Origin of the sequence: Robertmurraya phoenicis, from assembly GCF_047302285.1 — a bacterium.
GTDB lineage: Bacteria > Bacillota > Bacilli > Bacillales > Cytobacillaceae > Robertmurraya.
In genome coordinates this window covers 2,467,148-2,490,769 of sequence record NZ_CP154845.1, presented here as the reverse complement: position 1 = coordinate 2,490,769, position 23,622 = coordinate 2,467,148, and the positions used below count along the sequence as shown (strand labels likewise).

The window sequence follows — 23,622 nt, the reverse complement described above, 5'->3', positions numbered from 1 at the left end:
AATGGGAAACCAACAGAATTTAAAAATAAGAGAAATGATTGAAAAAAACAGAAGAACAGTTACTGTAAAAAGTATGTCAGAAAAGCTGATCCCTAAACTTTTACTAGTCATCGCATTGATTTCAATTCTCACAACAATTGGAATCATCCTAACCCTTTTAACAGAAACGGTACATTTTTTTCGCGAAGTACCGATTTTGGACTTTTTCACAGGGACTAGATTGGCACCTCTAGGGGCTAATGCACAGTTTGGGATTTTACCGTTATTAACGGGAACCGTTATTTCATCAACGATCGCTATGTTCGTAGCGATCCCGATCGGGCTCATGTCTGCTATCTTTTTGAGTGAGTATGCATCAGAAAATGTAAGAAAAACATTAAAACCGCTTTTAGAGATATTAGCTGGTGTCCCAACTATCGTATATGGCTTCTTTGCTTTTACCTTTGTGACTCCATTACTTCGATCATTTATCCCTGGATTAGCACCGACGAATATTCTAAGTCCAGGACTTGTAATGGGGATTATGATCATCCCGATGATTGCTTCACTATCTGAAGATGCGATGAGTTCTGTACCGAATGCCATGAGAGAAGGTGCTTTAGCGTTAGGCTCGACAAAGCTTGAAGTAACTTGGCGTGTTGTCATTCCAGCAGCGATTTCAGGAATTATTGCATCATTTGTCCTTGGGATTTCTAGAGCAATCGGTGAAACGATGATCGTTACGATCGCAAGTGGAAGTTCAAAAAACTTCACATTTGATATCACACAATCGATGCAAACGATGACCGCATATATAGTAGAGGTAACTGGAGGAGATGCACCTGCTGGTTCAACCTTGTACTATAGTCTCTATGCTGTAGCGATGACGTTATTTGTATTTACATTGATTATGAATTTCATCGCCCGATATGTCTCAAAAAGATTTAGGCAGGGATACTGATTATGAAATATGTAGATACAACACAGGTACAAAAATCGATGACATCACGTTTGCAATTGAATCGAATCATGCGAATCATCTTTCTTCTAGCGACCCTATTTGGACTTGTTGTACTTTTGATCTTGTTTTATCGTGTATTAACCGATGGATTGGGTTGGATTAACATTAAATTTCTGACGAATAAACTCTCTACAGATCCTTATAGAGCAGGGATTATGGGAGCTATTCTTGGAACGATGTGGCTGATTATTGTTGTTGCCCCTGTAACCATGTTCCTTGGAATTGGAACAGCTATATATTTAGAAGAATACGCCAGAAAAGGGCGATTACAATCATTTATTCAAACGAATATATCGAATCTTGCTGGGGTTCCTTCAATCGTATTTGGAATCCTAGGGTTAACTGTTTTTGTAAGAGGAATGGGGCTTGGAAATATCATTCTCGCAGGTGGACTAACGATGGCGCTCCTAGTCCTTCCTATTGTAGTAGTAGCTAGTCAAGAAGCGCTTTCGTCTGTCCCTCAATTTTTAAGAGAAGCGTCATATGGAATGGGTGCTACGAAATGGCAAACGATCAAAAAGGTTGTACTGCCAGCCTCCATACCAGGAATCATGACAGGTGTCATTTTAGCATTGTCAAGAGCAATCGGCGAAACAGCACCACTTGTTGTCATTGGCATTCCAGCACTATTAATCCCTTTTCCAGATAATATTTTCGATAAGTTTACCGTACTGCCAATGCAGATTTACTATTGGACAATAGACGCAGCTTTAGTGGCAGAGTACGCCAATTTAGCAGCAGCGGCGATCGTGATCCTTCTCCTCGTCTTATTGATTATGAATTCTATTGCCGTGATCATACGTAACAAATTTCAAAAAAGGTATTAACATTGGAGGAAAAATGATATGCCTGTTATGACGGAAACTGAGACGAAAAATGTACAAGGAATCAATCAAAATGATTCTATTCATAAGAAGAAAATCGTATATGATACGAAAGGATTAAATTTGTGGTATGGGTCAGATCAAGCCTTGAAAAATATAAACCTTCAAATCGCAGAAAATGAAGTTACGGCCATTATAGGTCCTTCGGGTTGCGGTAAATCAACCTATTTAAAAACGTTAAATCGAATGGTTGAACTCATTCCCATCGTTCGCACTTCTGGTGAAATTCTATACCGAGGAAAAAACATTTTTAATAAATCTTATCTAGTAGAAGAGTTACGAACAAATGTTGGAATGGTCTTTCAAAAACCAAATCCTTTCCCAAAAACCATTTATGATAATATCGCATATGGTCCAAGAATACATGGAATCAAAAACAAAAAAATTCTCGATGAAATTGTTGAAAAAAGTCTACGGGGTGCAGCAATTTGGGATGAAGTCAAAGATCGATTAAATGAAAATGCATATGGAATGTCAGGTGGTCAACAGCAACGTCTATGTATTGCTCGTTGTTTAGCGATTGAACCAGACGTCATTTTAATGGACGAACCAACATCAGCTCTTGATCCGATTTCAACATTAAAGGTGGAAGAGTTAATCCAGAAATTAAAAAAAGATTATAGCATCATTATTGTCACACATAATATGCAACAAGCTTCGCGAATCTCAGATAAGACAGCATTTTTTCTAAGCGGAGAAGTAATTGAGTTTTCAAGTACAAGCAAAATGTTTTCAAATCCAGATAAACAGGAAACAGAAGACTATATCACAGGTCGTTTCGGCTAAAGTAGGGGGTGTTTTAAGGTGTTAGTGCGTGCAACTTTTCAAGCACAGTTAGATGAGTTGAAAGAAATGATTATTGAGTTGGGTAGACAAGCGCAATTTGCAGTAGGCCAATCTATCGAAGCATTAAAGAATCAAGATGTAGATAAAGCATTGAAAATCATTGCAGATGATAGACAGTTAAATTTATTGGAAGAAGAAATCAATGACAAAGCGATCTTATTAATTGCTCAACAATCACCAGTTGCCATTGACTTAAGAAGAGTGATAGTGGCGATCAAAATTTCTTCTGATCTAGAACGAATCGGTGATTTAGCTGTTGATATAGCAAAATCAGTTATTCGCATTGGCCCAAAGGATTTAGTTAAACCGATCGTAGAAATACCGAGAATTGCAGAGGTAGCGAATAAAATGGTGACCGATTCGCTCAAGGCTTATAAAGAGGAAGACGTTGACCTTGCCAAGCGGGTAGCCAAAATTGATGATGAGGTAGATGAGGCTTACGGAAAGCTAATTAAAGAATTATTAGAACTGATGAGTCAAAAACCGGATTATACTCAGCAAATTACTCAATTGTCTTTTATTTGCCGATACGTTGAAAGAGTTGCTGATCATAGTACAAATATTTCTGAAAGCATTCTTTATTTAGTCAAGGGTAAGAGATACGACCTGAACGCATAGAGGTATCAAACTTAGGAGGTATAATTATGGAGGATAAAAAGACAGAAACGGAAAAGGCAAATATTAAAATCAATCAAATATTGAACGGAGAAGAGGAAGAGAATTCTTTTGACGTAGATCCCTTAATCAACAATAATAATATTGCACTCGTGTTAAACGAACAGGATAGTAAGAATAAAAGGAGATGATGGCATTTGTACTATAATTGGTACTCGATAAATTACGATCTAGACGAGTTCATAAGTCTGTCAAAACTTTGTTGCAGAATTGTGAAATAATGCACAATCTAATGTTTTTTCTAGTTGAAAATGATAATCTTTATGTAGAAAGAAATTATCATATACACATTATAAACCTTAATAAGGGGAGATTATCATGTTTGGAAAATTATTAAGAGAAAACAATATTGTCGCAGGTATTTTAACAGTCGTTCGTATTTATCTTGGTTGGGCATGGATGTCTGCAGGATGGGGCAAATTGACAGGCGGTTTTGATGCTGCTGGATTCTTAAAAGGTGCCGTTGCAAACCCGGTCATGCACGATGGCCAAGCAGTATATGGTGGATGGGTATCATTCTTAGAAAGCTTTGCAATTCCTAACGCTTCATTATTCAATGTCATGATTCCACTTGGTGAATTTTTAGTAGGTTTAGGACTTATTCTTGGATGTTTAACAACAGCAGCAGCGTTCTTTGCAATGGTAATGAATTTCTCATTCATGCTTTCTGGTACAGTATCTCATAACCCAACAGATATTATCATGGGTGTATTCATCGCAGCAGCTGGTTACAATGCAGGTAAATATGGTTTAGATCGCTACGTATTACCTTACCTTCGTAAGTTAGTAACTAAAGGGAAAAATGAAGCAAGTCAATCTGTTTCAGCATAATTAAGCAAAGTAAAACGAAAAAACCTTTCCTCATCTTTTAGTGAGGAAAGGTTTTTTCGTTTCGTTTCGACAGTAACATCAATTCTTTTGTAAAGCTAAAAAACAAACTCCTCAATATGAAGTAGTTTCTCAGAATATGGTTGTAACAGTATTGACAATGAATCACCTCAATTTATGGAGGATTTCATAAAAACGTATAAAAGAATTACTACACTTCTTCAGCAATTTCTTTTCTATTAGGAGCAAGAGGAGGTTGCTCTAACCATTTATTTTTCACCATAAAATCAAACCATTTTTTTGTAACCATTAGATTTTTTAAAATAGTACCCTCATAAGCAGTTACAAGGTCTGTTCTCATAGCTGATGCTAGACCACCGCCATGATAGTTTTGTGCAGCTTGAAATAAGAAACCAATATGATATAACATTAATTTATCCGAAAAAGGAGAGTCAGTTGAAGTTGTAACTTCTGTTTCCCAGGATTTCGGGACTGGTAAGTTATCCGCTTGCATTATTTTTGAAAATACTTTTATTTGTCCATCAGCAGTGTTCTGTGAGTCCATTAAAAATTTTCTTACTTCTTTAGTTTGAGCAACTTGACTAAATGCGATAGAAAGTGTTTTTGCCATAATGCTCTTTTTAAGATTGAAAGAAATACTAATGATTTCTGTCGCTGCTAATTTTCTACCCTTTCCGAAAAATCCATCTGTGAAATCTTGACTGGAAATATATTGAGGATTTTGAGCTGGATAAAATAATGGATCTCTCTGAAAATTTCCTTTCTCTAGCAACAACTCAATGGTTTGATGATACATCTTTTTTGCGTCGTTATCGCAAGAATCGTAAAAATCTCTTAAATCTTTTCTAACCGATACGGCTAATGCAGTGCTATGCCCCAGCAAACCATGTAATGACATGATATGTAAATAATTTAGGCAAAATATATCCGTGAACAATCTCGGTTTACCTTTAAAAAGGTCTAATTCAGTGAATCCAATTGGAACTGGAAATCCCTCATTCTCCATAAAAGTTACGATTTGATTCTTTTGTTTTTCAAATGTAGTAATAGCATCCTCGAAAATGGTTTTTATTGTCTCGTCTTCAATAATAGAGACCATATATCGGTTTACCACATCTGTCATAGTACCATTCACAAACTCACCCCATAAGGTACCGATCTCAGAAGATGTGAGTTTTAATTTATTTTCATCCACAATATCACCTCTTGAATATTATTTACCAATTTAGCAGGTGTTATGAATTTTAGTAATCAATAATTAAGAGATATAATTACCCAGAAAAAGATAAGCACAATTATATGCTTCCCTTATTTGCAAAAATGGGATAAGACTATACTTGTTATCGGACATTTGCTCACTGTCTTTTTATACCTAAATTCATAATTGAAATCTTTTCTAACGACTGATGTAGTTTCGATAAATATAGTTAAACGCTTACTTATAATAGGTGTTCATAAGTCTGTCAAAACTTTGTTGCATAATTGTGAAATAATGCACAATCTAATGTTTTTTCTAGTTGAAAATGATAATCTTTATGTAGAAAGAAATTATCATATACACATTATAAACCTTAATAAGGGGAGATTATCATGTTTGGAAAATTATTAAGAGAAAACAATATTGTCGCAGGTATTTTAACAGTCGTTCGTATTTATCTTGGTTGGGCATGGATGTCTGCAGGATGGGGCAAATTGACAGGCGGTTTTGATGCTGCTGGATTCTTAAAAGGTGCCGTTGCAAACCCGGTCATGCACGATGGCCAAGCAGTATATGGTGGATGGGTATCATTCTTAGAAAGCTTTGCAATTCCTAACGCTTCATTATTCAATGTCATGATTCCACTTGGTGAATTTTTAGTAGGTTTAGGACTTATTCTTGGATGTTTAACAACAGCAGCAGCGTTCTTTGCAATGGTAATGAATTTCTCATTCATGCTTTCTGGTACAGTATCTCATAACCCAACAGATATCATCATGGGTGTATTCATCGCAGCAGCTGGTTACAATGCAGGTAAATATGGTTTAGATCGCTACGTATTACCTTACCTTCGCAAATTAGTGGGTAAAGGTAAAAACGAAGCCAGTCAATCTGTTTCAGCATAATATATAATAAGCTTAACTATGCAGTAGGAATTTCTCCTACTGCTTTTCTTATTTAGAACTATTGACAAAAGAAGGAATAGTCTATATATTAAAAACAACTAACATGTTATGCAAGTTAGTTGTTTTTAAGGAAGCTATCATGTTATGCCAAATAGCTTATTTTTTTGCGTCGCTATCTTGTAATGCAATATAGTAAAGAAAGGAACATGCGAATGTCGGTACGAAGCCAATTATTAAAAGGAATATTAGATGGATGTGTATTGGCTGTCATAGAAAAAGAGCCTGTCTATGGATATGAGCTTTCACAAAAATTGCTACATGTAGGTTTAGCTGACGTAAGTGAAGGGACGATCTATCCAATCTTATTAAGGCTTCAAAAGAACGGGCTTATTAAGGGAGAAATGAGGCCTTCTGATTCTGGACCAAATCGAAAGTATTATTTTTTGACCAAAGAGGGACATAAGGCATTACAGATGATAACGGAAGAATGGAAGCAAATTTCAAGACCAGTAAATGAACTATTGACAGGGGGAAGTGAGCTATGAATGTTAAAATGTTAATCGAAGAAAACAATCGTAAAAGAGAATTGTTAACTCCAGAAAATGAAGAATACTATAGTGATTTACTTGTATACATTCGGCTCAAATTTAGCCTCTCCGAACAACAAACAGAAGAAGTGCTGATGGAAATGCTTGATCACTTATTAGATGGTCAAAAAGAAGGAAAAACGGGGAGAGAGATATTTGGCGATCATCCTAAAGGGTTTGCAAATGAAATCATTGAACAACTTCCTAGAACGAAGAAACGCGAGCTTATCTCATTCATCAGCGGGATTATTGGAAACATAGTCGGTTGGGTATTGGTCATTAGAGGTCTATTGTTCCTGGTCTTGTTACCATTTATAGAAGTAGAAACAGCGGTTTATCCGATCAGTGTATTTATAATGGCAGTCGTCATCGCAGCCTCCGTCTTCATAACAATAATATATATCCTTAAACTCGTCGAAGGTTCCTTGTTCCAAGAGAATCAGAGTAAATGGAAAGATTCTATTAAAGTTGGTGTGATGGGAGCAATCGGGATGGCTGTAGTTCTAGTAACAGCAAAATTTCTACCGGAATTCGGACCTTCATTTGAATTTTCCTGGTGGGCATCTTTAGTTGTAGGATTCATGATTTTATTTGTCATGTATGTGAGTAAAAAGAGAGATAGGAGGTAAGGCGATGCTTTCCACAAAAAGTGAAGAATTCATTGACAATCTGCGGATGTACTTAATGATATCAGGAAAAAATGAACGAGAAATCAAAGAATTAATAGGGGAGTTACAGGATCATCTAATAGAAGTGGAGAAAAGTGGCAGAAGTATAGAAGATATTATTGATCAATCTCCTGAACAATATATGTCCTCTTTGAAAAAGGAAATGAAGACGGACTATAAAAGTCTAATTAAATTCCTCCCAATCTTTCTACTAAGTGTCATTGCTTATTTTCTAATGGGGCCAGCGATACGAGGAGAATTTGAATTAAACCTCATACAAGTTGGTGGTCTTCCAATAATAGCTTTGTTTGGACTCGCGATATACGTTTACTTCTTACAGCAAGCTGGAAAGAAGCAATATTCAAAAAAGAAGTTTTTTATTGGAGGTATGATTGCGAGTGCAATTGTAACATTAACAACAATTCTAATATTGGTTGCTAGTAAGATTATCGTTGATCCGTTTTTTATTGGTAATACGATAGCAGATATTATAGTTATAGTGATATGTTGTTGTATATTTATCATGATAGCGATTTGGAGTAAAGCATGGTTACCGATTTGGCTACCGACGATCCTTTTTATTCCAGATGTTTTTTCCAGATTTACAAACATAGGGATTGAAGCACAGCTTATGCTTTCTATAAGTTCTTATCTGTTGATGTTTATCGTTCTTTTATTAAATCTTTGGATCGCTGAAAAAAGAAAAAATGCAACGAGTTAAATGCAGAAAAAAATCGCCCAAAGTGGCTATTTTTTTATTACCATCTATAGGCACCTTCACATGTATTTGCTTGTGGCTCATAATAACAATGTTGTTTGAATTGGCCAGCAAATGGTTGATCATACCATGTAGGGGGACATGGAGCATACGGGTTGAAGTACCATAGAGCATATTTAGAAGGGTGTTCTCTCCAGTAGTCTAATGTTTGTTTGGCTAATTTTTTTTCTACAGCACGTGCTGGATTATAAAAAACATTCCCTTTCTGAACGGCTTCAAATGAATAATTCCCACCTTGTACTTGGAAAATAACATGTGAAATCTCTCTTAAATCTAAAAAGTCTAGACAATTGGCTTTGAGTCGATTGACAATTACATTTCCAACCATGAGCATCCCAAGCCGACCTTCACCTTCAGCTTCCGCCCGCATCATCCTAGCCATTAAGGCAACGTCACTATCCGTATATTTTACTCTAGCCACATTTATTACCTCTAACTAAAGTGTATGAGAAAAGACGATAAAAATGTTATGTAGGTAGTCTTATATGGAGAAAAAATACATAGGATGAGCTGCCGAGTGCTTTGAAAGAATGGGGAGAAATCAGATCGAAATTACCGTGTTCAAAAGTCTGTCATAACTTTGTTTCAGAATTGTGAATGATTACACAATCTGCTGTTTTATCGTATTGAAAGTGATATTCTTAACTCATAAAGAAGTTATCATTTACACATTATAAACCTTAATAAGGGGAGATTATCATGTTCGGAAAATTATTAAGAGAAAACAATATTGTCGCAGGTATTTTAACAGTCGTTCGTATTTATCTTGGTTGGGCATGGATGTCTGCAGGATGGGGCAAATTAACAGGTGGTTTTGACGCTGCTGGATTCTTAAAAGGTGCCGTTGCAAACCCGGTCATGCACGATGGCCAAGCAGTATATGGTGGATGGGTATCATTCTTAGAAAGCTTTGCAATTCCTAACGCTTCATTATTCAATGTCATGATTCCACTTGGTGAATTTTTAGTAGGTTTAGGACTTATTCTTGGATGTTTAACAACAGCAGCAGCATTCTTTGCAATGGTAATGAATTTCTCATTCATGCTTTCTGGTACAGTATCTCATAACCCAACAGATATCATCATGGGTGTATTCATCGCAGCAGCTGGTTACAATGCAGGTAAATATGGTTTAGATCGCTACGTATTACCTTACCTTCGTAAATTAGTGGGTCTAGGTAAAAACGAAGCAAGTCAGTCTATTTCAGCTTAAATAAAATAACCTAAAGAACAGTAGGAATTCTCCTACTGTTCTTTTTTGGTGTGCTAACATTTTCATTGTGTTCTGCTTCTCATTCACATATCAATTCAATCAGTCGTGCTTCGCTATAAATTGGAATCGTGTGAATAGATAATTGAAACGAAATCATGTATCCTTTATAAAGTGAGAACACAGGAAAGAAGGAGTGTTATGCAAAATTTAGAATTCAACAGGAAAACGATCGTCATCCTTTTACTCGCTGGATCGTTTATTGCGATTTTGAATCAAACGTTAATGATTACAGCGATTCCACCCATTATGGAAGAAATGGGGATTACAGCAAACACAGCTCAATGGTTAACGACTGTCTTTATGTTAGTGAACGGGATTATGATTCCTGTCAGTGCATTTTTATTAGAACGATTTTCGACAAGACAGCTTTTTATCACGGCAATGAGTATTTTTGCAGCTGGAACATTAGTGGCAGCGATTGCCCCGAATTTTCCAATGCTATTGATTGGGCGAGTGATACAATCTGCTGGTGCTGGCGTTATGTTGCCGTTGATGCAGACCGTGTTTTTAATGATTTTCCCAGTTAATAAGCGTGGGGCAGCAATGGGACTAATTGGTCTCGTCATTTCTTTTGCACCAGCGATTGGTCCAGCGTTATCAGGGTATGTAACGGAACATTATTCGTGGAGAGTTTTATTCTATATCATTTTACCTATTGCTATTATTGATATTATAATCGCTTTTTTTGCGCTGAAAAATGTAACAGAATTACGGAAGCCAAAGCTCGATATTCCATCGATTATTTTATCTTCATTTGGGTTTGGAGGACTCCTTTACGGCTTCACGTCGGCAGGAAATAACGGTTGGTCCGCAATGATGACAATTTTGACATTAGCGGTCGGGATCGTGTCACTTGTTTTATTCATTTTCAGACAATTAAAACTAAAAAATCCAATGTTAGAGTTCCGCGTCTTTACTTATTCGATTTTTCCATTTGCCGTTGCGATTGGAATGATTGCGTTCATGGGCTTAATTGGGGTAGAAACGCTTATTCCACTTTATATGCAAAATATGCGTGAATTCACGGCCTTTGAAGCAGGACTTACCTTATTACCAGGTGCGGTTATCACCGGAATTATGTCACCAATAGCCGGTAGAATTTTTGATAAATTTGGACCGAAGAAGTTAGTTATGGTTGGCTTAACGATTATGACGCTTGCATCCTTTGCTTTTATTCAATTAGATACGTCCACATCGTTAGCATACATGACGATTATGTACAGTATCCGCATGTTAGGTTTATCCATGGTGATGATGCCAATTGCTACAGCTGGATTAAATCAATTACCAAAACGATTAATTCCACACGGCACAGCGATGGACAACACAATGAGACAAATTGCTGCCTCAGTTGGTACGGCGATCCTTGTCACTGTTATGACGACATCAGAAGAATCTGCTGCAAGTCGACAAATTGTCAATCCAGATATTTATGGGGTGAATGTAGCATTCATTGTGGTTGCTGCACTATCTCTTGTAGGATTGGGCATTTCCTTTTTCATTAAAGACAAAAAAGTGTCGCAAGAGGAACTGGAAGAAAGAGATAGAGAATTAGTAAGAGAATAGAAATAAGAAATCTGCAAATGTTGAAGTTCTCAATTTTTGCAGATTTTTTTATGAAAATGAAATATTTCGATCATTGAAAAGCATTATGGCGTTTCAGAATCGTCTATAATAAAAAATATGATTTACATCGCTCGAACCAAAAAAGGAGAGAAATATATGTCTATAAAAGAAGGCTTCGTTGAGGTTGCTGGTGGGAAAGTATGGTACCAAATTCATAATCGTTATTCTAAGAACATTCCTATAATAATCTTACACGGCGGTCCAGGTTCCTCTCATTATTCATTACAGGGCTTAAGAATATTAGCTGACGAAAGACCCGTTATATTCTATGATCAGTTGGGATGTGGAAAATCAGAACGACCTAACGATCCAGATCTTTGGAAAATAGATCGGTTTGTAGAGGAATTGAGACAAATACGGGAGGCTCTCGGCTTTGATAAAGTACATATTCTGGGACACTCATGGGGGACAACGTTAGCTGCTGCTTATCTGCTCACACAACCAAAAGGTGTAGAAAGTGTAATTTTTTCCAGTCCATGCTTAAGTGCTCCACTTTGGGCAGAGGACCAGAATCGTAACCGAAAGCTTTTACCAAAGGAAGTACAAGAGACTTTAATCGCCTGTGAAAATAACAATACTACAGACTCAGAGGATTATAAAAAAGCAACTGAAGAATTCAATAAAAGCTTTGTTTGCCGACTTGATCCAATGCCAGCTTTTCTCAAAGAAGGGTCTAAATTCAAAAATCGTGAAGTGTATAATATCATGTGGGGCCCATCAGAATTTCATGTTACTGGAAACCTGAAAAATTTTGATTGTACGTCTGAACTTAAAAATATCGATGTACCTGCACTTTACACATGTGGCCGTTATGATGAAGCTACGCCTGAAACAACAGAGTATTATAAAAGTCTTACTCCAAACGCAAAGTTTCATGTGTTTGAAAAAAGCGCGCATATGCCATATTTAGAAGAAATGGAAGAGTATGTGAGAGTAGTGAGAGGGTTCCATCAACGTTTCGATGGGTAGGTTTTGATATTCGGAGATGTATTCCAGAGAGAGAGGTATAATTTATGAAAATGGAAGTACCAAGAATAACACCACAATTATCTTCTAAGAAATTCGATGAAATATATGAAGGTGAAGATTTAGCTTTAGAATCTTGTGAAGTGGTAGGAGCCACCTTTGAAAATGAGGCAACGGATCGAATCCGGTTATATGATGTTGTAATGAAGAATGGAAGCTTTCTGAACACAGATTTTAGTCAAATCGATATGACAGATGTAGTGTTTGAAAACTGTGATTTGTCTAATGCGAAATTGCAAAAGTCTTCTATTCATCGAGTTGTTTTTCGAAATTGCAAGCTGGTGGGAGCGGACTTTACTGACTCTCGTTTTGGAAATGTGCATTTCATCGAATCTGTACTAAACTTTGCTTCATTTGGCGATTCAAAGCTTGAGAAGGTAATCTATCAAAATAGTACACTGAAAGGGATAGATTTCTTTAACTGCAAATTTAAGAATGTTGATTTTCAAGAGTGTCAGCTTGATGGAGCTAATTTCAGTGAAACCTCTTTAAAAGGGATAGATATGAGTACCTCTACATTTGATGAACTGATTGTTGACATGGAGGATTTAAGAGGCTGTAAGGTATCAAGTTTTCAGGCGATCCAATTTGCAAGTCTCTTAGGCATCATCGTAAAAGACTGACAGGAAGTTTGAGTCAGTCTTTTTTAGTTCTTGCCATTTTTCCTAAGCCGTTTCTTTAAATGAACCTTCCAATTTTAAAATTCAAGCCAATCTCCCCATTTTAGACGGGGCAACGGCATTATATCCCGTTTATTCTGCTTTTGCCCAAGCTGTATATCCATAAAAAGGATTATCCTCTAGGAGAAGGAGAGGTTGTATCAAATCAAACGAGAGGTGCTTTTGATCGTTTACTAAATGGGGAGGCAGACATCATTTTTGTTGCCCATCCTTCGGAAAGTCAAATGAGAAGAGCGGAGCAACTTGGAATCCAATTAAATCTCACGCCAATTGGAAGAGAGGTATTCGTTTTCTTTGTACATTCGAAAAATCCAGTAGACAAATTAACGATAGACGAGATTCAAGGTATCTATTCTGGGAAAATCACCAACTGGAGTGAGGTTGGTGGAAAGGATGAAGAAATTCGTGTTAGAACATCATGGTGGTGAATAATATGTAAGAAGAAGTACCTCATTTTTTCAATAGAGGTGATGACATGTTTTCGGTTTCAGAAATGCAGGATTTTACAATGTTTTCATTTCCCCATGTCGTTACGTTTAAGCCCGACCGATAACGAGACCCTATTATCATTTTTTGGAAATGGGATTTGGTATTATATCAATCTTGAAATCGTTGGAATATTGGTGTTTATTATTACTTATTGGCCGATGGGAAGGTTGCTTAAGCGTGAGAATGGGATAAAGTAGGTTAATATTTTGAGGATCTGTTCCAAAGTACCGAAGATTTTCATAGGAATTGGGGGAGGTCTATTTTTTCGTAATAGAGCACTCTTGAAAAAATTAATTTAAATGCATTCTTAAGCTAGCCCAATTAGCAACAAACTCCTTCATTTGAAACTTTTCCATCTATCGACCGTATTAGAATAGATAGGTTTTATCACAGGAGGGATATTATGGGCAATATATACTTATTTTCACTTATCGCGGGATTAGCCTCGGCACTAGTGTTGATTCCTTTTACTAGTAAAAAAGAGGAAAAGAAATCAAAACCGGGATTCCTACTTATTGCAATTGTTCTTATTATTATTGTCATTTTTGCATTCTATTATCTCACAAATCTTGACCGAAACTTCACGTCTTTATGGGGATTAGCGATTCCTGTCACCCTTTTAGGAACCCTTCTTGCATCCGGTAAGGAAAAAATGCTTAAAGGGGTATTATTCCTTGGAAGTTTAGTAGTTGGTGCAATGTTCTTATCAGCATTCCTTTTTAATGCTGATGATAAATATGAAGTCGCAAAAATGAACGAGAAAACAGAAATCGAAACATTTGATGAGACTGAAACACCGGCAAGTGTCCCGCCAAAATTTGCACGGAACAAAATGAAGAAGGCATTTGGTCAGGTTCCAGACACGAGTTATTACGAACTCGGAAACCTACAAATTCAAAAAGTCAATGGAGACTATGTCTATATCGCACCTGTTGAATTTTCTGGCTTCTTCAAATGGTTCAATGGAGATACGACGCCAGGTTATTTTACCATTAGTGCGACCGACTCGAGTGATAATCCCAAATTTATGAAAGCGGAAATGGAATACACACCATCCTCTTATTTTCATAAAAATCTAGAACGCCATATACGGATGAAGTATCCAAATTACATTTTCTATGGGGACGTACAATTAGAAATTGATGATGAAGGAAAGCCTTTTTATATTCGTTCCTATGGTCAATTCATCTCTGCTCGAAATGGTTTTGATGTGCAGGGAATTGTTATGGTGGACCCGAAGACTGGGCAAACCAACAACTATCCTTTAGCAGAAATTCCAGACTTTATTGATGGGTCCGTTTCACCAGAAGTCGTCAGCTTACAAAATAGTTACTATGGTAATTATATTCATGGTTTTTGGAATAGTAAATTTGGCAAAAGAGATGTCAAACTTCCATCTGATGAAGGGACCGAAGCCAATGTGAGTCCGATTTTTGATGAAAATGGGGATATGTATTATTTCACGGATTTCACAAGTCCAAAAGAGGGTGTAGACTCGATGCTTGGCTATTCTCTGACAAATTCTAGAACAGGCGAAGCTACTTACTATACAGGTGATCTTGAACAATCGTATATGGACTCACAAGGTGCTTTGCAAATCATTGAAAAGAAATTCATCGAAAAGAAATGGAATGGCGAAATGCCTGTCCTCTATAACTTCTATGGAGAAGCCAGCTGGCTTACACCTGTGCTAGATTCGAATGGTTTCTTGCAAAATTATTTTATTGTATCTGCAGCAAACCCTGAAATTTCGGTTTACGCGAATACACCAAATGAAGCATTAAGGCTATACAAAACAGCATTGCAACGAGGCGGAGGCACCGTGGATGGAACTTCGAAAGCAGAGGAAAAGCAAGTAAGCGGAACGGTCGTCCGGGTCTACAAGGAAAAGGTAGGCGATTTTACGACGATCACTTTCTTGTTAGACAACAAAAAGAGTTATGTTATATCTTCAGAAAGTAGCCCACTCTCCATCTATCTACAAGAAGGTGATACAGTGAACGTTCGTTACCTGGATACGGGCGAAGTATTTATGCCAGCGAAAGAAGTTGTGATTGAAGGATTGGAATAAATTTTTGGAAGGAAGGCTGCTATCTCAATTGGGATAGCGGCCTTCCTGTTTTATATCTGTTTTGCAACAATTGTGTAAAGGGGGGATGGGTTGACAGCAAAAGAGATATCACAATACGTTCGATATTGTTGTGCATCGCGTTTGTCTTCTTCCTCGCCAGACAGTTCCTTCTTAGCCATTCTCTTCATTCTGATATAACCGATCAAACTAAAAAAAATTAAAAGTATGGTAATTAGCATGAAAATAATCATTAATTCAGAGGACATAAATGGAATGTTTACATCCAGTTGAAAATCAAAATGGTATCCCTCATGGCCAATAGGGGGATTATTAATAGCTTTATTGATATATATATATTTTTGCTCTATTAGAGTTTATTAACTACTTCTATATTCAACTCTCCTACGATAAGATCTCTGATATCAAAAATTTGATTAAGAGCAAACGATTGAAGAGATCGAGTATGAATAAGGATTTTAAGCGGTTATTATAATTTAAAGAAACAAAGAAACCAGGGGACCAATCAGATTGGCGGGAAAATTCGAACAGTGAAGCAAAATGAGTTTTTGATGGAAGCAGGGGCAGATTCAATTGTGTCTCGTAAATTGGACACAATGCCTGTGATAGAAGAACTTGTTTTGGAAAAGGAAGTTGTCTACAATACGATGGGCCTTTCTTATCTTCGCGAAAACCGATTCGGTCGGTCGTTTTCTAGAATACTTTCTAGGGAAAGAGTTAGTTGAGAAACAAATTTCTCCTGTTCTTTCTGGAGTCTAATCGGAGGCACTCAGTGACTTAACGATTGGAAGTCATTGCAGATTGCAGCGTTCCTGAAGAGGCCGTTAAACACGGGTATGAGCTCATCATGGACCCAGCTAAAAAGTAATACAAGAAAACTTCTATTTTTTGAAAGGATGGGAAATAGCTCTTCAAGCAGACCCACCCACAATAACCCACAGCAATAAAACTTCCAAAGAACAAAAACGAAAGGTAACCTAAAATAAGGATTTGCAACCAACGTTTCAAATGATCACCCCATTATTTTAATGTGGTTCAATTCTTTTATTACATGATCCATTTTTTATATCATTTAAAACTAACCGACTTTAATATTAATGTGAATTATGAGAAAATAAGGTAAATTAAATATAATGTTACATTTATTTTTAAAAATAATTAAAAATTTTTTATAAGAGGGAATTCAATGCTAAATGAAGGAATATACGAGGAAATTATAAACAAAAGAATTAAGAAGGATTTGCAGAATTTGAATGAAAATACATTCGTTATAGGATGTGAACCATTAGATGTTGAAGAGGCAAGAAAAATACTTTCTACCTACATATCTTTAGTGACAAGAAAAGCCCTAAAATATGTTAGAGAGAATGATTCAAACGATCATATGGCCTTGTTAAGCCAAATTAAAACTTGTAATTCTATCATTCACCTTTTAAGTATGGAGCTTGAAGAGGAAGAATTTGAATCATTGAAAATCGAAGAGAGTGGCGAAATCTTAACTCATATTTACTCTAAAATAAATTCAATAAAAAATATAAAGAAAGAAGAAATAGTTAGGCCAGTTACACCTATATCGCAAAGTTCTTTATTTACTGGATCAAGCTATGAACCGAACATGCTTGGAGAATTAAAAAAGGAAATCTTATCCTCGGATACTATTCATCTGCTGGTTTCATTTCTAAAATGGAGCGGATTAAGATGTATCATGGAAGAGTTAAAGAGCTTTACAGAAAGAGGTGGAAAACTCTATATTATTACGACTTCTTATATGGAGGCAACTGATTATAAGGCTATTCATGAATTGAGTTTACTGAAAAACACTGAGATCAAAATTTCTTATGATACTAATAGAACAAGGCTCCATGCTAAAGCCTATATCTTTAAAAGAGACACAGGTTTTAGCACGGCTTATATTGGCTCTTCAAATCTATCTAATCCAGCATTGACATCTGGATTGGAATGGAATATTAAAGTAACTGAGAAGGACTCTTTTGATATTCTCAAAAAATGTGATGCTTCATTTGAAAGCTATTGGAATGATAAAGAATTTATTCTTTTCCACCCTGAAAACGAAGAATCCCAAGAACGCCTTAAACTCGCACTTTCGAAAAATAAAGACAAGAATATGGAAGATTTCCATTATATTTTTGATATTCAACCGTACTATTATCAGAAGGAAATCCTGGAAAAACTTCAGGTAGAACGAGAAGTATATGGACGAACAAAAAATTTAGTTGTAGCAGCAACTGGTGTTGGAAAAACTGTTATTTCGGCATTTGATTTCAAGAAATATTACGATAAAAAGAATAAGTCGGCTACATTACTTTTTGTTGCTCATCGTGAAGAAATCTTAGAGCAAAGTTTGCATACTTTCCGTGCCATTTTGAAGGACCCGAATTTCGGTGATTTACTAGTAGGAGGTCACCAACCAGGCTCACTGAACAACTTATTCATAAGTATTCAGAGTTTTAACAGTAAGAAACTTTATGAATTTACATCCAAAGAGCTTTATGATTTTATCATAGTTGATGAATTTCATCATGCTGCGGCTGAGTCGTATCAGAGATTATTAAAACATTATTCTCCTGAGATTCTAGTTGGGTTAACAGCGACTCCAGAGAGAATGGATGGAAAGAATATATTAAGCTATTTTGATGATACGATAGCTGCGGAAATGCGCTTAACGGAAGCCATTAATCAAAAACTTCTTAGTCCTTTTCAATATTTTTGTGTGACAGATACTGTTGATTTATCTAATTTAAGATGGAGCCGAAAAGGTTATGAGATAAAAGAATTAGAAAATGTATATACGACTAATTCAAAGCGAAGCAACCAGATTATCAAAAGTATTGAGACATATTTAACAGAAATAGACGAAGTTAAGGGATTAGGGTTCTGTGTTTCTATAGAACACGCAAAGTATATGGCAGAATATTTTAATAAAGTAGGAATACCTTCAATTCCACTATTTGGGGAAGTTAATTCAACCATAAGAAAAGATGCACAAAGAAAACTTGTAAATGGTGAGATAAAATTTATTTTTGTTGTCGATCTTTATAATGAAGGGATAGATATTCCAGAAATCAATACAATTCTTTTCTTAAGACCAACTGAAAGCTTGACGGTTTTTCTACAGCAGTTAGGAAGAGGATTGCGACTTTCAGACAATAAAGAATGTCTAACTGTTTTAGATTTTGTAGGGCAAGCACATCAAAAATATAATTTCGAAGAAAAATTTCGCGCACTTATAGGTAAGACAAAACATTCTGTCCAACATTATGTTGAACATGGATTTTTCAATTTACCGAGAGGGTCTTTTATTCAATTAGAAAAACAAGCAAAGGAGTACATTCTTCGAAATATAAAATCAAGTACCAATACTAGAGCGAATTTAGTTACGAAAATGAAATATTTTAGTGAAGATACGGGATTAGACCTGACTTTACCTAATTTTCTACATCATTACAAGCTCTCTCTGCATGATTTTTACGGAAAAAATGGAGATAGAAGTTTTTGTCGATTAGCTATAGAAGCAGAGTTAAAAGACAACTTCTTAAGTAAGGATGAGAAAATGATAACCAGTCGTTTGCCTAATTTATTTCATTTTAATTCTCCATCTTTAATAAAATTTTTATTGAGATACCTCCAAGATGACCAGGCTGTTCTACTAGAAGAAAAGCAAATGCTGAATCTATTATATTATAGCTTCTATAAGAACCATCCAAAAAAGGAAGGTTTCAAGTCCATTGAGGAAGGGGTTCAAAATATATTACAGTATAGGGAATTTAAGAGTGAGATCTACGAAATCTTACAGTACTTGTTTGAAACGATACAAACAATTGAAATCGCACATAATTTTGAATATCCGTGTCCACTTCGAATACATTGTCGTTATACTACGGCACAAGTTCTAGCGGGATTTGATTACTATAACGACTTCCAAAGTCCGGCTTTTCGAGAGGGGGTTAAGTATTTTAAAGATAAAGATTTAGATATTTTCTTTATTACTTTAAATAAATCTGATAAAGACTTTTCACCATCTACGCTCTATGATGACTACGCCATTAATGAATTTTTGTTTCATTGGCAATCACAAAGTCGAGTATCAGAGGGAAGTGAAACGGCGAAAAGATATATACATCACAGAAAAAATAATCATAAAATTGCATTGTTTGTGCGCGAGTATAAAAAGGAACAAGGCTACACTTCACCTTTTGTATTCCTTGGAACAGCACAATATATAAAACATTCAGGAAGCAATCCAATAAGTTTTATTTGGCAGCTTGATAAGGAAATGCCATCCTATTTAGTTCCAAAAGCAAATAAAAATATTTTATAAGATCTTTTTTTCACATTAAGATAGGTATTATTATGTATAACCAATAATCTCAAAAACCATATGCTCCCGTCATTATCTGGTGTAAAATGTAATCAAAATCATATTTCGTCAGGAGGGTCGATATGACTGGAACGATAGCTGTCGTGATGTTTCTTTCCATTCCTATTGTAGCCATTATTACAGACCATTTTCAAAAACAAACGAAAATGAAACACAAAATGCTGAAAGACCAACTGGAATTGGAGAAGCTGAAGCATAAAAACTTTTTAATTGAGACCGAGAAAATGAGACTTGAGTTGGAACAGATGGTGAACGAGGATAAGTTTGAGAAGAAGAAAATATTGTAAGACTAAAAGGCGCTTTAAATTAGAGGGCTTTTTCGAAATGGCTATTTCTTCTTTCAAAGCAATACCCACGCTCCAAAATTTATGTTAGTATGTTCTTAGCTAAATAAAAGAGGTTCTAGCACCCCTCTCTAAAAAAACTAAGATGAAGCAGTACTTCGATCTTGGGGTACTGTTTTTTCTTTTAAAAAAAGGAGTTTTTCTGATGTTAAAAGATGAAAAAGCGATTGTTGTTTTTAGTGGTGGTCAGGATAGCACAACGTGTTTGTTTTGGGCACTTGAAACTTTTGCGGAAGTAGAGGCTGTTACGTTTAATTACAATCAACGGCATATCGAGGAAATTGAATGTGCCAAAGCGATTGCAAAAGAACTAAACGTTAAGCATCATATTTTAGATATGAATTTATTAAATCAGTTAGCGCCAAATGCGTTAACGAGAGATGATATTGAAATTAAAGAGGGAGTGGATGGAGAGCTCCCATCTACTTTTGTTCCAGGGAGAAATCTGATTTTCTTATCCTTTGCAGCGGTACTTGCCAGTCAAGTTAATGCAAAGCATATCATTACTGGTGTTTGTGAAACAGATTTTAGCGGGTATCCTGATTGCCGTGATGCATTTATTAAATCATTGAATGTAACCATTAATCTATCGATGGATAAGCAGTTTGTGATTCATACGCCATTAATGTGGTTAGATAAAGCAGATACATGGAAAATGGCGGATGACTTGAATGCTTTAGAATTCGTTCGTGAAAAAACATTAACTTGTTATAACGGTGTGATTGGTGATGGCTGCGGTGAATGTCCTTCTTGTAAGCTAAGAAAGAATGGGCTAGACCGTTATCTTTCAACTCGAGTAGGAGTGGAAGAATAATGGATACATCTATGTTTGGTTTTCGCATCGTAGAGCAATTACAAAAAATCGATCAAGACATCAAAAAAAACGAACTCAAATATCATCAAAAGCGCGTTCTTGTCAGTAAAGAATTTACCTTTGATGCAGCTCACCATCTTCATTGCTATGAGGGTAAGTGCAAAAATCTCCATGGCCACACCTATAAAGTGATACTAGGTGTAAGTGCGTTTGTCGATGAGATTGGCATTGTCATCGATTTTGGTGACCTTAAAAAGATCTGGAAAGAGAAAATTGAAGTGTTTCTTGATCACCGATATTTAAACGAAACCTTGCCGAAAATGAATACAACGGCAGAAAATTTGGTTGTATGGATCTATGAACAATTACAGGATGCAATTGTAGATTCACATCCAGATGCAAGGGTAGAATTCATTCGTTTATTTGAAACACCAACAAGCTATGCAGAGGCAAGACGGGAGTGGATGGAATATGAGTAAAATTCCCGTAATGGAAATCTTCGGTCCCACGATTCAAGGGGAAGGAATGGTTATTGGGCAAAAAACGATGTTTGTTCGAACTGCCGGTTGTGATTACTCGTGTTCATGGTGTGATTCTGCTTTTACTTGGGATGGCTCAGGTAAAGACCTAATTAAACAAATGACCGCGGAAGAAATATGGCAAGAGCTTAAGAGAATTGGTGGGGAAGGGTTTTCCTTCGTTACATTATCTGGAGGAAACCCGGCTCTGTTAAAAAACCTTTCTTATTTAATCGAGTTATTAAAGGAAAATCACATTGAAATTGGCTTGGAAACGCAAGGGTCTAAATGGCAGGATTGGTTCTTACAGATTGATCAGTTAACGATTTCCCCGAAACCACCAAGCTCTGGAATGGTCACTGATTTTGAAGCATTAGACGAGATTATCAAAAGATATGTCAATGCCGATTTAGGCAATATTAGCTTGAAAGTGGTCATCTTTGATGAGGCCGATTTCTCTTATGCTAAAAAGATCCATCTTCGATATCCGACTCTACCATTCTATTTACAAGTTGGGAATGATGACAGTCAAACCACGAACACTCAAGGGCTTGTTCATCATTTGTTAAATAAGTACGAATGGCTGATTAACAAAACAATAGAGGACCAAGAACTAAAAAATGTTCGAGTACTCCCGCAGCTCCATACCTTAATTTGGGGGAATAAGCGTGGGGTGTAAGTTAAAAATAAATTGAGGGTAACACATGTCCTATGAGTACCTTCTGATATAAGAGAGTAATGATCAACTCCTTTAAAAATGCTATAAAAATGCTTGGACCATTAATCACTGGAGGGCGAGTTACTATGACAAGGAGGAAAATAAGAGAATTGGGTTTCAAAGTTGGACAGTTACCACCTGGGTCCAATAATTGTATTACGGATGTCAAAGGGGTGCATGTTGGTCATGTGACCCTTAAGCATCCACTTACAAAAGGGGAAAACGAATGGGCGTGTACTGGAGTTACAGCCATTCTTCCACATGGAGGAAACATATTTCGTGAGAAGGTGATCGCAACGAGTTATGTTTTTAATGGATTTGGAAAGTCAACCGGATTAGTACAAATAAACGAACTAGGAAGATTAGAGTCCCCTATCATGTTAACCAATACATTCGCAATTCCAGCTGTTACTCAAGGGACTTTAGAATATCTGTTAGAGCAAAATCCCGAAATCGGTGAAACCACTGGTACTGCAAATACAGTGGTAGGAGAATGTAATGATAGCTATTTAAATTCGATTCGGATGATGCCAGTAAAACCAGAGCATGCAAAAGAGGCGATCAGTAAAGCTTCTACGGATAAAGTTATAGAAGGGGCTGTTGGCGCAGGTACTGGAATGGTTTGTTTCGGTTATAAAGGTGGAATAGGCTGTTCCTCACGATTAGTTCCGATAGACGCCAATCAAGAAAATTACACGGTCGGTTGTTTAGTATTAAGCAACTTCGGCACTCAAGAAGAATTACATACTCATAATCGTTTTATAGCATCCGAAATGAGCGAAGACACTACAGATTCACAAACAGATGGTTCCATTATTATCGTGTTAGCGACAGATGCTCCAGTCAATGAACGGCAGCTACAAAGAATGGCTAAAAGATGTGGTATTGGTTTGGGGAGAACGGGTAGCCATATGAGCCATGGCAGTGGAGATATTGTGATTGCTTTTTCAACTTCACAGACAGTTCCTCACTTTTCAGAACATGAGAAGGAGCAACAATTTCTTTTAAGAGAGGATAAATCTGTTATGAATTCTCTTTTTACTGCTGCAGCTGAGGCGACTGAAGAAGCCATTTTAAATTCATTAACTAATGCAGAAACCACGATAGGAAGAAAAGGGAGAAGAGTGAATGAGTTTCCTTATCATCTGCTAAAAAAATAGGATAAGAATTGGACTATGTAAGTCTGTTCATAAATAAGTATCGCTATTTATCGAAAATAAGTGTATCATTAGAATAACAGGATTTTAGCTCAAAGCT

General features: G+C 36.3%; 25 protein-coding genes and 2 pseudogenes. 24 read left to right on the top strand and 3 right to left on the bottom strand.

The annotated features are described in order from the left end of the window. Position 1: 1 nt before the first annotated feature. The 6 genes from pstC (at position 2) to AA0X71_RS12320 (ending at position 4,236) form a co-directional block, all read left to right on the top strand. Positions 2 to 940: a phosphate ABC transporter permease subunit PstC gene (gene pstC, locus AA0X71_RS12345; protein ID WP_413355613.1), complete on the top strand. Its 939-nt coding sequence runs from the start codon at positions 2 to 4 to the stop codon at positions 938 to 940. Between the two features lie 2 nt (positions 941 to 942). After that, complete coding sequence (pstA, locus tag AA0X71_RS12340; RefSeq protein WP_413355612.1) at positions 943 to 1,827, top strand: phosphate ABC transporter permease PstA; 885 nt, start codon at positions 943 to 945, stop codon at positions 1,825 to 1,827. A gap of 27 nt (positions 1,828 to 1,854) precedes the next feature. Continuing rightward, complete coding sequence (pstB, locus tag AA0X71_RS12335) at positions 1,855 to 2,670, top strand: phosphate ABC transporter ATP-binding protein PstB (protein ID WP_413362583.1); 816 nt, start codon at positions 1,855 to 1,857, stop codon at positions 2,668 to 2,670. An 18-nt stretch (positions 2,671 to 2,688) separates the two neighbouring features. After that, positions 2,689 to 3,348: a phosphate signaling complex protein PhoU gene (gene phoU, locus AA0X71_RS12330; RefSeq protein ID WP_413355611.1), complete on the top strand. Its 660-nt coding sequence runs from the start codon at positions 2,689 to 2,691 to the stop codon at positions 3,346 to 3,348. A 26-nt stretch (positions 3,349 to 3,374) separates the two neighbouring features. Next, on the top strand, positions 3,375 to 3,536 hold the full coding sequence (locus tag AA0X71_RS12325) for a hypothetical protein (protein WP_413355610.1): 162 nt from the start codon (positions 3,375 to 3,377) through the stop codon (positions 3,534 to 3,536). A 187-nt stretch (positions 3,537 to 3,723) separates the two neighbouring features. Further along, a complete protein-coding gene (locus tag AA0X71_RS12320; protein ID WP_413355609.1) occupies positions 3,724 to 4,236 on the top strand; it encodes a DoxX family protein in 513 nt (170 codons plus the stop codon). A gap of 208 nt (positions 4,237 to 4,444) precedes the next feature. Here AA0X71_RS12320 and AA0X71_RS12315 read toward each other — a convergent pair whose 3' ends face one another. Continuing rightward, positions 4,445 to 5,449, bottom strand: coding sequence for a DUF3231 family protein (locus tag AA0X71_RS12315; RefSeq protein ID WP_413355608.1), 1,005 nt, complete (start codon positions 5,447 to 5,449; stop codon positions 4,445 to 4,447). A 395-nt stretch (positions 5,450 to 5,844) separates the two neighbouring features. Between AA0X71_RS12315 and AA0X71_RS12310 the strand changes: the two genes are divergently transcribed. The 4 genes from AA0X71_RS12310 to AA0X71_RS12295 all read left to right on the top strand — a co-directional run bounded on the left by AA0X71_RS12310 (position 5,845) and on the right by AA0X71_RS12295 (position 8,333). Continuing rightward, positions 5,845 to 6,357: a DoxX family protein gene (locus AA0X71_RS12310; protein ID WP_413355607.1), complete on the top strand. Its 513-nt coding sequence runs from the start codon at positions 5,845 to 5,847 to the stop codon at positions 6,355 to 6,357. A gap of 212 nt (positions 6,358 to 6,569) precedes the next feature. Then, on the top strand, positions 6,570 to 6,902 hold the full coding sequence (locus AA0X71_RS12305) for a PadR family transcriptional regulator (RefSeq protein WP_413355606.1): 333 nt from the start codon (positions 6,570 to 6,572) through the stop codon (positions 6,900 to 6,902). Further along, a complete protein-coding gene (locus AA0X71_RS12300; RefSeq protein ID WP_413355605.1) occupies positions 6,899 to 7,573 on the top strand; it encodes a DUF1129 family protein in 675 nt (224 codons plus the stop codon). The genes AA0X71_RS12305 and AA0X71_RS12300 overlap by 4 nt, the downstream gene beginning before the upstream one ends. 4 nt (positions 7,574 to 7,577) lie before the next feature. Further along, positions 7,578 to 8,333 (top strand): HAAS domain-containing protein, encoded by a 756-nt coding sequence (locus tag AA0X71_RS12295; protein WP_413355604.1) that lies wholly within the window; start codon positions 7,578 to 7,580, stop codon positions 8,331 to 8,333. A 37-nt stretch (positions 8,334 to 8,370) separates the two neighbouring features. Here AA0X71_RS12295 and AA0X71_RS12290 read toward each other — a convergent pair whose 3' ends face one another. Continuing rightward, positions 8,371 to 8,811: a cell wall hydrolase gene (locus tag AA0X71_RS12290; protein WP_413355603.1), complete on the bottom strand. Its 441-nt coding sequence runs from the start codon at positions 8,809 to 8,811 to the stop codon at positions 8,371 to 8,373. 278 nt (positions 8,812 to 9,089) lie between these two features. On the opposite strand from AA0X71_RS12290, the gene AA0X71_RS12285 reads away from it, so the two are divergent. The 6 genes from AA0X71_RS12285 (at position 9,090) to AA0X71_RS12260 (ending at position 15,554) form a co-directional block, all read left to right on the top strand. Further along, positions 9,090 to 9,602: a DoxX family protein gene (locus tag AA0X71_RS12285; RefSeq protein ID WP_413355602.1), complete on the top strand. Its 513-nt coding sequence runs from the start codon at positions 9,090 to 9,092 to the stop codon at positions 9,600 to 9,602. Between the two features lie 198 nt (positions 9,603 to 9,800). After that, positions 9,801 to 11,228 carry a DHA2 family efflux MFS transporter permease subunit gene (locus tag AA0X71_RS12280; RefSeq protein WP_413355601.1) on the top strand — a complete coding sequence of 476 codons (1,428 nt, stop codon included), beginning with the start codon at positions 9,801 to 9,803 and terminating at the stop codon, positions 11,226 to 11,228. A gap of 156 nt (positions 11,229 to 11,384) precedes the next feature. Continuing rightward, positions 11,385 to 12,257 carry a proline iminopeptidase-family hydrolase gene (locus tag AA0X71_RS12275; RefSeq protein ID WP_413355600.1) on the top strand — a complete coding sequence of 291 codons (873 nt, stop codon included), beginning with the start codon at positions 11,385 to 11,387 and terminating at the stop codon, positions 12,255 to 12,257. A 44-nt stretch (positions 12,258 to 12,301) separates the two neighbouring features. Next, complete coding sequence (locus AA0X71_RS12270; protein ID WP_413355599.1) at positions 12,302 to 12,937, top strand: pentapeptide repeat-containing protein; 636 nt, start codon at positions 12,302 to 12,304, stop codon at positions 12,935 to 12,937. Between the two features lie 140 nt (positions 12,938 to 13,077). Then, the gene (locus AA0X71_RS12265) at positions 13,078 to 13,422 is read left to right on the top strand and encodes a PstS family phosphate ABC transporter substrate-binding protein (RefSeq protein WP_413355598.1); all 345 of its coding nucleotides are present in this window, start codon (positions 13,078 to 13,080) and stop codon (positions 13,420 to 13,422) included. 464 nt (positions 13,423 to 13,886) lie between these two features. Further along, on the top strand, positions 13,887 to 15,554 hold the full coding sequence (locus tag AA0X71_RS12260; protein ID WP_413355597.1) for a hypothetical protein: 1,668 nt from the start codon (positions 13,887 to 13,889) through the stop codon (positions 15,552 to 15,554). A 50-nt stretch (positions 15,555 to 15,604) separates the two neighbouring features. Here the strand turns inward: AA0X71_RS12260 and AA0X71_RS12255 are convergent, their stop codons facing one another. Next, entirely contained in the window at positions 15,605 to 15,742 is a 138-nt protein-coding gene (locus AA0X71_RS12255; protein WP_413355596.1) for a hypothetical protein, read from the bottom strand. A gap of 112 nt (positions 15,743 to 15,854) precedes the next feature. Here AA0X71_RS12255 and AA0X71_RS12250 point away from each other — a divergent pair. From AA0X71_RS12250 to AA0X71_RS12215, 8 genes and pseudogenes are all read left to right on the top strand, one after another. Continuing rightward, positions 15,855 to 16,047 (top strand): annotated as a pseudogene (locus tag AA0X71_RS12250) (general stress protein); the annotation flags it as partial. Then, positions 16,022 to 16,328: pseudogene (locus AA0X71_RS12245) on the top strand (protoporphyrinogen oxidase); the annotation flags it as partial. The pseudogenes AA0X71_RS12250 and AA0X71_RS12245, both read left to right, overlap by 26 nt. A 430-nt stretch (positions 16,329 to 16,758) precedes the next feature. Then, positions 16,759 to 19,911, top strand: a complete 3,153-nt coding sequence (locus AA0X71_RS12240) for a DUF3427 domain-containing protein (protein WP_413355595.1) — start codon at positions 16,759 to 16,761, stop codon at positions 19,909 to 19,911. 122 nt (positions 19,912 to 20,033) lie between these two features. Beyond that, positions 20,034 to 20,258, top strand: a complete 225-nt coding sequence (locus tag AA0X71_RS12235) for a hypothetical protein (protein ID WP_413355594.1) — start codon at positions 20,034 to 20,036, stop codon at positions 20,256 to 20,258. Positions 20,259 to 20,460: 202 nt separating this feature from the next. Continuing rightward, entirely contained in the window at positions 20,461 to 21,129 is a 669-nt protein-coding gene (queC, locus tag AA0X71_RS12230) for a 7-cyano-7-deazaguanine synthase QueC (RefSeq protein WP_413355593.1), read from the top strand. A gap of 11 nt (positions 21,130 to 21,140) precedes the next feature. After that, the gene (gene queD / locus AA0X71_RS12225; protein ID WP_413362581.1) at positions 21,141 to 21,608 is read left to right on the top strand and encodes a 6-carboxytetrahydropterin synthase QueD; all 468 of its coding nucleotides are present in this window, start codon (positions 21,141 to 21,143) and stop codon (positions 21,606 to 21,608) included. Further along, on the top strand, positions 21,601 to 22,326 hold the full coding sequence (gene queE, locus AA0X71_RS12220) for a 7-carboxy-7-deazaguanine synthase QueE (RefSeq protein WP_413355592.1): 726 nt from the start codon (positions 21,601 to 21,603) through the stop codon (positions 22,324 to 22,326). Before queD ends, queE begins: the two co-directional genes overlap by 8 nt. A gap of 125 nt (positions 22,327 to 22,451) precedes the next feature. Beyond that, positions 22,452 to 23,525: a P1 family peptidase gene (locus tag AA0X71_RS12215; protein ID WP_413355591.1), complete on the top strand. Its 1,074-nt coding sequence runs from the start codon at positions 22,452 to 22,454 to the stop codon at positions 23,523 to 23,525. Positions 23,526 to 23,622: the final 97 nt, after the last annotated feature.